The 11,861-nt window shown below is 64.3% G+C and carries 12 protein-coding genes; 8 read left to right on the top strand and 4 right to left on the bottom strand.

The features are described 5' to 3' along the window. Positions 1-38: 38 nt before the first annotated feature. The 3 genes from ACNI3R_RS06155 to ACNI3R_RS06145 all read right to left on the bottom strand — a co-directional run bounded on the left by ACNI3R_RS06155 (position 39) and on the right by ACNI3R_RS06145 (position 3,349). Entirely contained in the window at positions 39-1,178 is a 1,140-nt protein-coding gene (locus ACNI3R_RS06155) for a GGDEF domain-containing protein (protein ID WP_426180839.1), read from the bottom strand. Positions 1,179-1,230: 52 nt separating this feature from the next. Continuing rightward, the gene (locus tag ACNI3R_RS06150) at positions 1,231-1,683 is read right to left on the bottom strand and encodes a hypothetical protein (protein ID WP_426180837.1); all 453 of its coding nucleotides are present in this window, start codon (positions 1,681-1,683) and stop codon (positions 1,231-1,233) included. A 67-nt stretch (positions 1,684-1,750) separates the two neighbouring features. Then, complete coding sequence (locus ACNI3R_RS06145; RefSeq protein ID WP_426180835.1) at positions 1,751-3,349, bottom strand: phosphoenolpyruvate carboxykinase; 1,599 nt, start codon at positions 3,347-3,349, stop codon at positions 1,751-1,753. 255 nt (positions 3,350-3,604) lie between these two features. On the opposite strand from ACNI3R_RS06145, the gene ACNI3R_RS06140 reads away from it, so the two are divergent. The 8 genes from ACNI3R_RS06140 (at position 3,605) to ACNI3R_RS06105 (ending at position 9,333) form a co-directional block, all read left to right on the top strand. Beyond that, a complete protein-coding gene (locus ACNI3R_RS06140; RefSeq protein ID WP_426180833.1) occupies positions 3,605-4,312 on the top strand; it encodes a response regulator transcription factor in 708 nt (235 codons plus the stop codon). After that, complete coding sequence (locus tag ACNI3R_RS06135; protein WP_426180831.1) at positions 4,299-5,888, top strand: sensor histidine kinase; 1,590 nt, start codon at positions 4,299-4,301, stop codon at positions 5,886-5,888. Before ACNI3R_RS06140 ends, ACNI3R_RS06135 begins: the two co-directional genes overlap by 14 nt. After that, positions 5,888-6,328 (top strand): HPr kinase/phosphorylase, encoded by a 441-nt coding sequence (locus ACNI3R_RS06130; RefSeq protein ID WP_426180829.1) that lies wholly within the window; start codon positions 5,888-5,890, stop codon positions 6,326-6,328. Before ACNI3R_RS06135 ends, ACNI3R_RS06130 begins: the two co-directional genes overlap by 1 nt. After that, positions 6,325-7,251, top strand: a complete 927-nt coding sequence (gene rapZ, locus ACNI3R_RS06125; RefSeq protein WP_426180827.1) for an RNase adapter RapZ — start codon at positions 6,325-6,327, stop codon at positions 7,249-7,251. Before ACNI3R_RS06130 ends, rapZ begins: the two co-directional genes overlap by 4 nt. 19 nt (positions 7,252-7,270) lie before the next feature. Then, positions 7,271-7,678, top strand: a complete 408-nt coding sequence (locus tag ACNI3R_RS06120) for a PTS sugar transporter subunit IIA (protein WP_426180825.1) — start codon at positions 7,271-7,273, stop codon at positions 7,676-7,678. Further along, a complete protein-coding gene (locus ACNI3R_RS06115) occupies positions 7,675-7,947 on the top strand; it encodes an HPr family phosphocarrier protein (RefSeq protein ID WP_426180823.1) in 273 nt (90 codons plus the stop codon). The genes ACNI3R_RS06120 and ACNI3R_RS06115 overlap by 4 nt, the downstream gene beginning before the upstream one ends. 88 nt (positions 7,948-8,035) lie before the next feature. Further along, positions 8,036-8,839, top strand: coding sequence for a TrmH family RNA methyltransferase (locus ACNI3R_RS06110; RefSeq protein ID WP_426181466.1), 804 nt, complete (start codon positions 8,036-8,038; stop codon positions 8,837-8,839). 5 nt (positions 8,840-8,844) lie between these two features. Further along, positions 8,845-9,333 (top strand): GreA/GreB family elongation factor, encoded by a 489-nt coding sequence (locus ACNI3R_RS06105; RefSeq protein ID WP_426180822.1) that lies wholly within the window; start codon positions 8,845-8,847, stop codon positions 9,331-9,333. Positions 9,334-9,390: 57 nt separating this feature from the next. Here ACNI3R_RS06105 and lon read toward each other — a convergent pair whose 3' ends face one another. Then, positions 9,391-11,793 (bottom strand): endopeptidase La, encoded by a 2,403-nt coding sequence (gene lon / locus ACNI3R_RS06100; protein ID WP_426180820.1) that lies wholly within the window; start codon positions 11,791-11,793, stop codon positions 9,391-9,393. Between the last annotated feature and the right edge of the window lie 68 nt (positions 11,794-11,861).

Here is an 11,861-nt window from a genome sequence, read left to right as displayed (position 1 = left end):
GCATCGATCCAGAGGCGCCGCCGCCCGCAGCGCGCGCGTCAGTCCTCGCCGGAAATCAGCACGCGGTTGCGGCCACCATTTTTGGCTGCGTAGAGCGCCTCGTCGGCGCGCCTGAGCATGTCGCCCTCGCCCTCGCCCGCCTGAAGCTGCGCGATGCCGGCCGAGAAGGTGACGGTGCCGAGCGGTTCGCCCGTCGTCTTCGATACGAGATGCCGGCCGGACAGCTCGTCGCGAATCTCGTCGATCCGCATCGCCGCACGACGCGCCATAATGCCATCGAACAAGACGAGGAACTCCTCGCCCCCGAAGCGACCGACAAACGCATCCTCTCCGGCCCCCTCGACAAGCGCATCTGCCACCATCTTCAGGATCCGGTCGCCGGTGTCGTGGCCGAAATTGTCGTTGATCTTCTTGAAATAGTCGATGTCGCAGAAGGCGACCGACAACGGAGTCCCCTCCTCGGCCGCCTGTGCCATCGCGCGAGCGAGGCGCGACTGGAAGGCCCGGCGGTTGGCGAGACCGGTCAGCGGATCGCTTTCGGCCACCGCCTGCGCCTCGGCGAGATCATCCTGCAGCGACGCCATCTGCGACCCCATTTCGGCGAGCCGACGCTCTGCATCCTGGGTCTTGCCGATCATCGTGCGGGTGAGATCGAGCATCAACTCCAACGCGCGGGTGGCGGGTTCGCCCCCGGCGTCGAGCGCGGCTGCGCCGCGATCCAGGGCATTGCCATAGGCATTGGCATCGGATCGCGACTGGCCGACCAGGCTGGCGGCAAGCAACATGCTCTGATGCGCCTGGTCGATCAGCTTTTCGAGCAACTCGGACGAAACCTTGCTGCTGACACTTTCGACGATCTGCTGCGCGACATCATGACGCAGGAAGCCATCCTGCGCGATCGCAGCGTCGACCGCAGCGACCACGGCCGGATCGTTGCCGCCGATATACTGATAGCCGAGATCATAATTGGTCGGCGTCGGATCGAGCCGGTGCGCCTTCAGGAAGATGCCGACGCGGGAGAAGAGATCATTGGCAGCGGCTTCGGCCAGCGGAGCCGGAACCGGCGCGGCGGCGGAAGTCGTCCGCCCCTGCGGCTCGGCATCGGTCGCTCGTCCAAAGATCGAATCCAGGCTCCAGCCCTTGCGGGCGGGCGATGACGGGAGCTTTCCTTCGTACATGACACCTGCTCGGAAAATGACGCGTTAGGGATATTCGCCCCGCGCTTAATTTTCAGTGCTCCGAACATGGTAAATATTCTCTATCCGGCTCGATCCAGCCGCGGCGCGCCTCGACTGAAAAGAGGCGTTCGCTGGTAAAGAAGCGCAGCGGCCAGTCGCGCGAACCTTCCGCGGCTTCAAGCAGGCCGTTGACCCGATCGAGCAGTGCGGGCCGGTCGCAGCGCGACAGCCAATGACGCACCCCGGCGACATAGCAGCGGGTTATCGTTTCATGATAACCCGCCATGTCCGAGTTCACCCCGCCCTTGGCCTCATTGAAACCACCGATAATCCCGCGCAGGTCGCGATCCAGGTCGACATCCGGACGTTCGACGATCAGCCACAGACAGGCCGCCAGATGCGCCTCATGCGTCCAGGCCTCGATCGGCAGCGACCGGTCGAGCAGCCCCTCGCCGATCCCGCGTATCTCCGACTCGTCCTGAAAAAAATGCACGGATTTGGACACGCCGCCCCCCAATGAAAAAGGGCGCCCCGACATGGTCGGGACGCCCTCGATCCGATCTTCGAGCCGATCAGGCTGCTTTCGGCGCAGCCTGGCGGACGCCCTCGTCGACATGATCCGCGAATTGCGCGAAGTTGTCGATGAACTGGCCGACAAGCTTCTTCGCCGTCGCGTCATAGGCCTCGGCGTCGGGCCAGGTTTCGCGCGGATTGAGAATCTTGCTCTCGACGCCCGGGACCGCAACCGGAACCTTGAACCCGAAATTGGGATCGGTACGGAACTCGGCGGCGTTCAGGCTGCCGTCGAGCGCGGCATTGAGCAGCGCGCGGGTCACCTTGATCGGCATACGGTGGCCGACGCCATATTGGCCGCCGGTCCAGCCGGTGTTGACCAGCCAGCAATCGACCCCGCCCTTGGCGATCCGCTCCTTGAGAAGATTGCCATAGACCGACGGGTGGCGCGGCATGAACGGCGCGCCGAAGCAGGTCGAGAAGGTCGCCGACGGCTCGGTGACGCCGATCTCGGTTCCGGCGACACGCGCGGTGTAGCCCGACAGGAAATGATACATCGCCTGGTCCGGGCTCAGCTTCGCGATCGGCGGAAGGACGCCATAGGCATCGGCGGTGAGGAAGATGATGTTCTTCGGAACCGGGCCGAGATTTTCTTTCGACGCATTCGGAATGAAGTCGATCGGATAGGAACCGCGGCTGTTCTCGGCGAGGCTGTCGTCGTCGAGGTCGATCACGCGCGTATCGGGGTCGATCACGACATTTTCGAGCACCGTGCCGAAGCGCTTGGTCGTGGCGTAGATCTCGGGCTCCGCATCGGCCGACAGGCGGATCATCTTGGCATAGCAGCCGCCTTCGAAATTGAAGACCGCCTCGTCCGACCAGCCATGCTCGTCGTCGCCGATCAGCGTGCGGCTCGCATCGGCGGACAGCGTCGTCTTGCCGGTGCCCGACAGCCCGAAGAAGATCGCGGTGTCGCCGTTCGGGCCGATATTGGCCGAGCAGTGCATCGGCATGACGCCGGCGGCCGGCAGCTTGTAGTTGAGGATGCCGAAGACCGACTTCTTCATCTCACCGGCATAGCGGGTGCCGCCGATCAGGATCAGCTTCTCGCTGAGGTTGACCGCGATCACCGTCTCGCTGCGGCAGCCATGGCGCGCCGGATCGGCAACGAAGCTCGGCAGGTCGATGATCGTGAACTCAGGCGAGAAGGCCGCGAGTTCGGCCGCCTCGGGACGCACGAGCAGCGTGCGGATGAACAGGCTGTGCCAGGCGAACTCGGTGATGACGCGCACATTGACGCGATGCGTCGGCTGCGACCCGCCGAACAGGTCCTGGACGAACAGCGTGTCCTTGGTCTTCAGATGCGCCAGAAAGTCCGCCTTGAGCGCGGCGAACTGGTCAGGCGTCATGTCCTTGTTGGTCTTGCCCCACCACACCGTCTCTTCGGTCTCGGCGTCACGCACGATGAACTTGTCGTTGGCCGAGCGACCGGTATGCGAACCGGTCTTGACGACCAGAGGGCCGTCCTTCGACAGCAGGCCTTCGCCACGCTGAACGGCAAGCTCGACCAGCGGAGCGGTTCCGAGATTCCAGTGAAGCTGGGCGTCGACGTCGATACCCTGTTTGTCGAGCCCGAAGGCGGGCGTGAGCTGAGGCACATTTATCTCCTATACGGGTGTGGCCACCGTTTTTCCGGGTGCCGCTCCTAACGTGTAGGTACGTGAAGACTGGGGCGAATCCAGCCGGGCATCCTCCGTACCTTTCTATCTTTCGTCCCGCGCATAGTTTCAAAGGCAGGGATCGTAAAGGGTGCGCTGCACGGTTGAACCTGCTCGGGCACTGGGCTAGGCAGACTGCCTCATTAAGGCCGTCCGTGCTGGCCGTCATCATCTCTCGGGAGGCCCCACGGTCCCATGTCGGCCACGATCGCGCTAGTCGATGACGATCGCAACATCCTCACATCGGTTTCTATTGCCCTCCAGTCGGAAGGCTTCACCGTCAGGGTCTACTCCGACGGGGAGACGGCGCTCAAGTCGCTGCTGGACAATCCACCCGATCTTGCCGTGCTCGACATCAAGATGCCGCGGATGGATGGCATGGAACTGCTCCGCAGGCTGCGCGAGAAGAGCAGCATCCCGACGATCTTCCTGACGTCCAAGGACGATGAGCTCGACGAAGCGCTGGGCCTCGCGATGGGCGCGGACGACTATATCACCAAGCCCTTCTCGCAGCGCCTGCTGATCGCCCGAATCCGCGCGATCCTGCGCCGGACCGAGGCGCGCAGCGAACAGGACGACGAGACGGAGACGCCAGCGGCCGAGAAGATCTTGCGCGGCCGGCTTGAGATGGATCCGGCGCGGCACCGCGTGACGTGGCAGGGCAAGGACGTCACACTGACCGTAACCGAATTTCTGATCCTCGAGGCGCTCGCCCAGCGCCCCGGCTTCGTCAAATCGCGCGACCAGCTGATGGACACCGCCTATCAGGACGACGTCTATGTCGACGACCGCACGATCGACAGCCACATCAAGAGGCTGCGGCGGAAGTTCCGGCAGGTCGATTCCGAGTTCAAGGCGATCGAGACGCTCTACGGCGTAGGCTACCGCTTTGCCGAGGAATAGCCGCGCGCTGGGCACACCCGAGGCCGCCGCCCGCACATCCCTCACCTCGCGTATCCTGGCGGTCAACATCTTCGCGCTCGCCATGCTGGCGGGGGGCTTCTTCTATCTCGACAGCTACCGGTCCCAGCTGATCGATGCCCGGTTGGAAGAGACCGAAACCCAGGTCCGCCTGATCGCGGAGGCTTTCGTCGTGACTCCGCCCGATGATCGCGGAAAGCTACTGGCGAAATTCGGCCATGTCACCGAAACGCGGCTGAGGGTCTATCCCTATAGTTCGGGCGACGTTACCCCGCCGACCACGGCGCCGTCTTTCGACAGCTGGAGCTATTCGCGCCCGACCTATGAGTTGCGCGATCCCGCGCAGGAGGATTGGCAGAAACGCGCCGCGCGCTTCCTCGACCGGACGATCGACGTCATCGTCGGCGCGGATCATCCCAAAAGGTTCAGTGAACCCGCAAACGACACACTCGAGGCGTGGCCGCTGGCCTGGCAGGCCGCGCAGGTGCACGGACTTGCGACCGATGTGCAGCGCGCTCCCGACCGGACCCCGATGATCCTGGCCGCGATCGATATCCGCGATGGTCGCGGCGGCGGCAATGTTCTCCTTTCAACCGAGAATCAGCGCGACATCACACGCATCGTCCGCGCCGAGCGGCTGCGGCTCGGCGTCGTCCTGCTGATCGTGGTGCTGGTATCGGTCAGCCTGTCGCTGTTTCTCGCCCGCACCATCGTCCGCCCTTTGCGCCGGCTTGCCCTCGCTGCGCATCGCGTGCGCCTCGGCCGGGCGCGCGAAGTGCAGGTTCCGCGCCTTCCCGAACGGCGCGACGAGATCGGCACGCTGGCCCGAGCCCTGTCCGACATGAGCCTGGCGATCCGGCAGCGGATCGACGCGACCGAAGCCTTCGCGGCGGATGTTGCACATGAGCTGAAAAATCCGTTGGCCTCCCTGCGGTCAGCGGTCGACAGCCTCGACCTCGTCAAAAATCCCGATCTTCAGCAGCAGCTTATAACCGTTATCCGAGACGATGTCGCAAGACTCGACCGCCTGATCACCGATATTTCGGAAGCGTCGCGGGTGGACGCCGAACTTGCCCGCGCGCGGTTCGAATCGATCGACCTGGGGGTGATGATCGAGGGATTGCTGGCGACCCGCGAGAGTCGCGGGCGCAATGGCAGCGTCCGCGTGGCCTTCGCCCGTCCTCATCGCGGTACGGCGGTGGTGTTCGGCGACGGGTCGCGCCTGACGAGGGTGGTCGAGAATCTCGTCGAAAATGCCGTCTCTTTCTCGCCCGAAGGCGGGCTCGTCCAGGTGTCCGCGACCCGCGACGGCGATGATGTCGTGATCAAGGTGGAAGACGAGGGACCGGGCGTGCCGGCAGACGCGCGGGAGGCGATCTTCAATCGCTTTCACAGTGAGCGTCCTGATAGCGAGGCCTTTGGCCGACATAGCGGCCTGGGCCTCGCAATCGCCAAGGCGATCGTCGAAGGCCATAATGGCAGCATCCTCGCGATGGACCGGGACAATGCGCCGAAGGGTGCCAAGTTCGTCATAAGACTGCCTGCGCGGAGCCTGTGATGGTGGCGGCCGGTAATCCGCTTCATGCCTCCTGTGTGGTGATCGGCGGGCGCGCCCTGTTGATCGCGGGTCGATCCGGGAGCGGAAAATCGGACCTCGCGATGCGCCTGATAGATCGCGGCGCTGCACTGCTCTCGGACGACTATACCGAGCTAGTTGCGAGAGCCGGGCGGCTGATAGCGCGTCCGCCCTCCACCATCGCGGGCAAGATCGAACTGCGCGGGGTCGGTATCCTCGATATGCCCCATGTCGGCGAGGCCCCCGTTGCCTTGCTGCTCGACCTCGACCGATCGCCCGAGCGGCTTCCCGAGGAGCCCCTCGCATCCATCTCCCTCCAAGGCATATCGATTCCGGCGTTAGGCTTTGCTCCATTCGAGGCGTCTGCCCCGATCAAGGCGGAGCAGGCGTTGCTGCTTCATGGAGTGGGAGGATCGCAATGAGCCGGACATCGCTGCCCCGCCGGATATTGTTCGTCACCGGCATGTCAGGTGCCGGCAAGAAGACCGCGCTCAAGGCGCTCGAGGACATGGGCTGGGAGACCGTCGACAATCTCCCCTTGTCGCTGCTCGACCGCTTGATTGCCGTTTCGCCCGCCGAGGGGAGCATCGACGAACGACGCCCGCTCGCGATCGGGATCGACAGCCGGACCCGCGATTTCGACAGCAACCGGCTCGTCCGCCGCGTGGTCGCGCTCAAGACCGAGGGACGCGACGCCGGCATCCTCTTTCTCGACTGCTCGGGGGCGGAAATCGCCCGGCGCTATTCGGCGACGCGAAGCCGCCATCCGCTCGCCCAGGACCGGCCGATCGAGGACGGCATCGTCCATGAGCGGGAATTGCTAGCCCCTCTGCGCGCGGCCGCCGACGAACTGGTCGACACTTCGGAAGTCTCTACCAACGATCTCCAGGCCTCGTTGCGCCGCAGCCTGGGCGACGCGACCGGCGCCGGCACGACGCTGACGGTCATGTCCTTCGGCTTTTCGCGCGGGGTGCCGCGCGACGCCGATCTGCTGTTCGACATGCGTTTTCTGCGCAATCCGCACTGGGACCCGCAGCTGCGACCGAAGACCGGGCTCGATCCGGATGTGGGCGCCTATATCGTGCAGGATCCGACCTATGCCGAGGCCAAGCAGCGAATCGAGGATCTGCTGCTGCTGCTCCTTCCGCGCTACGAGGCCGAGGGCAAAAGCTATGTGACGATCGCCATCGGATGTACCGGTGGAAAGCACAGATCGGTGCATTTTGCGGAAACACTCGCAAGCCGGTTGCGCGAGGCAGGTTTTTCGCCCACGGTCCGCCATCGCGATCTGACTCACCAGAAGTCCGACGTGCAGGAGAACGGGGTGCCAGGCTTAGGATCATGACCAGCGGGTTTAATGTCAGATGATCGGATTGGTGCTCGTTACCCATGGCCGCCTCGCGGCCGAGTTCGTGACGGCTATGGAGCATGTCGTTGGGCCGCAGACCGCTATCGAGGCGATCTGCATCGGACCGGATGACGACATGGAGGGTCGCCGGGCCGATATCGCCAAGGCGGTTAAGGCCGTCGACGACGGCTCCGGCGTGATATTGCTGACCGATCTTTTCGGTGGGACCCCGTCGAACCTGGCCATCTCGCTGATGGAGCCCGGTAGGGTCGAGGTGATCGCCGGCATCAACCTGCCGATGCTGATCCGCCTCGAAGGCGCCCGCAAGATGATGAAGATCAAGGCAGCCGTCGGCGCCGCCCGCGACGCCGGGCGTAAATATATCTCGGTCGCATCCGAGGTTCTCGGGGAAGCCGCCGCATGACGACCGTCAGCCGCGAGGTCCGGATCACCAATATCCGTGGGCTTCATGCCCGGGCCAGCGCGAAGTTCGTGACCCTCGCCAGCTCGCACAGCGCCGAGGTCGAAGTCGAGAAGGATGGCTCGAAGGTCGCCGGAACATCGATCATGGGCCTGATGATGCTCGGTGCCGCCAAGGGCGACAGCATCATCATCTCGGCAAAGGGCGATGGCGCCGAAAAGGCGCTGGCTGCGCTCACCGAGCTGGTCGAGAATAAATTCGGCGAGGAATGACCCGGCGCCTGCCCGCCCCGTCGATGCCGCTGCCACTATCCATCGTTCGCCTGCGCGACCCGCGCGGGCCCCATCGGAGCATGGTCCCCTGCCCCGTCAGATAACCGCCTTCTCCAACACGCTGGTCAAGCGGGTCCGGTCGCTCCGCGAGAAGCGCCATCGGCGCGAGGAGGGCCTGTTTCTGGCCGAGGGCCTGCGCATCCTCACCGAAGCATCCGATGCCGGCCATCTCCCCGAATATATCTTCTTCGCGAAGGACGGGGCCGATCACCCGCTGACGCAGAGGCTGATCGCTGGGGTCGAGGCCGTCGGCGGCGAAGCGATCGAGACGAGCCGCGATATTCTGTCGAAGCTGTCGGGCAAGGACAATCCGCAGACCGTGCTCGGCGTCTTCCGTGAATGGGACACGTCGCTCACCGCGATCGACCGCGCACAGGCTAACATCTGGATCGTCGCCCAGTCGCTGCGCGATCCGGGCAATCTCGGGACGATCCTGCGCACCGGCGACGCCGTCGGGGCTGGCGGGCTGATCCTCGTCGACGACTGTGTCGACCCCTTTTCGGTGGAAGCCGTGCGCGCCACCATGGGGGCCTTGTTCACGCAGCGGATCGTTACCGCGCGCTGGCCCGAATTCATCGCCTGGCTGCGCAGCGGCCCCGGCGAGCTGATCGGAACGAGCCTGCGCGCCGTGCACGATTATCAGGAGCCGCGTTACACTGCGCCGACCTTCATTCTCGTCGGCAACGAAGCGCAGGGGCTTCCGGCCGACTATGAGGACCAATGCGATCGGCTGGTGAAGATCCCGATGCTGGGCAAGGCCGACAGCCTCAATGCCGCCGTGGCGACGGCCGTGATGGCCTATGAGGTGCTCAACCAGCGCCGGAAGCGGTGAATCGGTTGGGACAGGATCGCCCCAATTATATCACCCCGGCCGGTTTTGCCGCGATGCGCGCCCGCTATGAACAGCTTTTCGGCGTCGATCGCCCGGCGCTCGTGGAGGTCATCAGCTGGGCGGCGGGCAATGGCGATCGATCGGAAAATGGCGACTATATCTATGGTCGCAAGAAACTGCGCGAGATCGACCGCGAACTCGGCCATCTGTCGCGCCGCATGAAATCGGCCAAGGTGGTCGATCCGGCGCGCCAGGAGGATCGCAGCCGGGTCTTCTTCGGCGCGACCGTGACGATCGTCGATGAGGATGACGAGGAGCGGATGCTGACCCTGGTGGGAACCGACGAGGCCGATGCCTCGCAGGGTCGGATCAACTGGTATTCGCCGCTCGCGATGGCGCTCAAAGGCGCTGCGGTGGGGGATGTGCGCCGCGTCAGCCTGCCCGGCGGGACGCGCGATTATGAGATAGTGGCGATCGCCTACCCGGACGCCTGAGTTTCATCCGAATGGAGGAAGCGGGGCCACCAAATGCCGGCAGCCCCGCCCCGTTCATCAATGCCGGACCTGGACCTCGCTGCCGTCGGGGCTCGTCGCGCCTTTCAGAGTGAGAGCAAGTTCGTCGGCCTCGGTCCAATCGATCGCGGTCAGGCGACCGGCCAGCGCCAGTTCGAGCACCTCGTCGACATGGCTGACCGGGATGATCTTCAGCCCCTCGCGGATCGTCGAGGGGATCTCGACCAGATCCTTCTCATTCTCCTTGGGGATCAGCACGGTGGTGATGCCCCCGCGCAGCGCTGCGAGCAGCTTCTCCTTGAGACCGCCAATCGGCAGGACGCGGCCGCGCAGGGTCACCTCACCCGTCATCGCGATCTCCTTGCGCACCGGAATGCCGGTGAGTGTGGAGACGATCGCGGTGGTCAGGCCGATACCCGCCGACGGTCCATCCTTCGGCACCGCTCCCTCGGGAAGGTGGATGTGGATGTCCTTGCGCGCGATCAGGCTGGGCTTGATGCCATAGGCCGGAGCCCGCGCCTTTACGAAGCTGTACGCCGCCTGGACGCTCTCCTTCATCACGTCGCCGAGCTTTCCGGTCGTGTTGATCGCTCCCTTGCCGGGCACGGTCACGGCCTCGATCGTCAGCAGCTCGCCGCCGACCTCGGTCCAGGCCAGACCCGTCACCGCGCCGACCTGATCCTCTTCCTCGCCCACACCGAAGCGATATTTCCGGACGCCGGCGAAATCGGACAGGTTGTCGGGGGTTATGACCACCCGGCTTTCCTTGCCCTCCAGGATACGCCGCAGGCTCTTACGCGCCAGCTTCGCGATCTCGCGCTCCAGCGTACGCACGCCGGCCTCGCGGGTATAATAGCGGATCAGGTCGCGCAGGCCGCCCTCGGTCAGCTCGAATTCCTCCGCCTTCAGCCCATGGGCGTCGATCTGCTTGTCCAGCAGATGCTCGCGCGCGATCTCGACCTTCTCGTCCTCGGTGTATCCCTCGAGACGGATGATCTCCATGCGATCGAGCAGCGGCTGCGGCAGGTTCAGGCTGTTCGCGGTGCACACGAACATGACATCCGAAAGATCGACGTCGATCTCCAGATAATGGTCCTGGAACTTGTTGTTCTGCTCCGGATCGAGCACCTCGAGCAACGCCGAAGCAGGATCGCCGCGGAAATCCTGGCCGAGCTTGTCGATTTCGTCGAGCAGGAACAGCGGGTTCGACGTGCCGGCCTTCTTCAGGTTGGTCACGATCTTGCCCGGCAGCGAACCGATATAGGTCCGGCGGTGGCCGCGAATTTCGGCTTCGTCCCGCACGCCACCGAGCGACTGGCGGACGAACTCGCGGCCGGTCGCCTTGGCGATCGAACGGCCGAGCGAGGTCTTGCCGACACCGGGCGGGCCGACGAGGCACAGGATCGGTCCCTTAAGCTTGTTGGTGCGCGCCTGGACCGCCAGATATTCGACGATCCGGTCCTTGACCTTCTCGAGCCCGTGATGGTCCGCATCGAGCACGGCCTGAGCGGCAGCGATATCCTTCTTGAGCTTCGACTTCTTGCCCCAGGGCAGGCCAAGCAGCACGTCGAGATAATTACGCACCACGGTCGCTTCTGCCGACATCGGCGCCATGGCGCGAAGCTTCTTCAGCTCCGCATTGGCCTTGCTGCGCGCTTCCTTCGACAGCTTGAGCTTGGCGATCTTCGAAGCGAGTTCGGCCAGCTCGTCGCCGCCATCCTCGCCATCGGAGTTCCCCAACTCGCGCTGGATCGCTTTCAGCTGCTCGTTCAGATAATATTCGCGCTGCGTCTTCTCCATCTGCCGCTTGACGCGGCTGCGGATCTTCTTCTCGACCTGCAGCACGCCCAGTTCGCCCTCCATGAGGGCGAACGCCATTTCGAGGCGCTTGGCAGGGTCGAGTTCGATCAGCAGCGCCTGCTTGTCGGCAACCTTGATCGAGATGTTGGCGGCGACCGCATCCGCCAGCTTGGAGGCATCGTCGATCTGCCCCAGCTGGACCGAGGTCTCGGCCGGCAGCTTCTTGTTGAGGCGCGCATAATTTTCGAACTGGTCGACGACCGACCGCATCAGCGCCGAGATCTCGGTGCCTTCGGCGGCGATATCCTCGATCAGGTCGACCGAGGCGGTCAGATGCGCCGAATCCTCGCTCAATTCGGCCAGACGCGCGCGCTGCTTACCTTCGACGAGCACGCGAACAGTGCCGTCGGGTAGCTTCAGCAGCTGCAACACGGTCGCGACGACGCCAACGTCATAGAGGGCATCGCGGTCCGGATCGTCCTCGGCGGGATCGAGCTGCGCGACGAGAAAAATCGACTTGTCGGCGGCCATGGCGCTTTCGAGCGCGGCAACCGATTTTTCCCGGCCAACGAACAGCGGCACGATCATGTGGGGAAACACAACGATATCGCGCAGCGGCAGTACAGGCAGATTCTCAGTCATCTATTCTCCGATCGGCGCGCTGCGGGAGCACGCCACAGAGGCTATATGGGCGCCGACCTGTTCAGGAT

Source organism: Rhizorhabdus antheiae (genome assembly GCF_049889055.1).
GTDB lineage: Bacteria > Pseudomonadota > Alphaproteobacteria > Sphingomonadales > Sphingomonadaceae > Rhizorhabdus.
The sequence above is the reverse complement of the archived record's forward strand: the minus strand, read 5'-3'. Positions and strand labels throughout refer to the sequence as shown.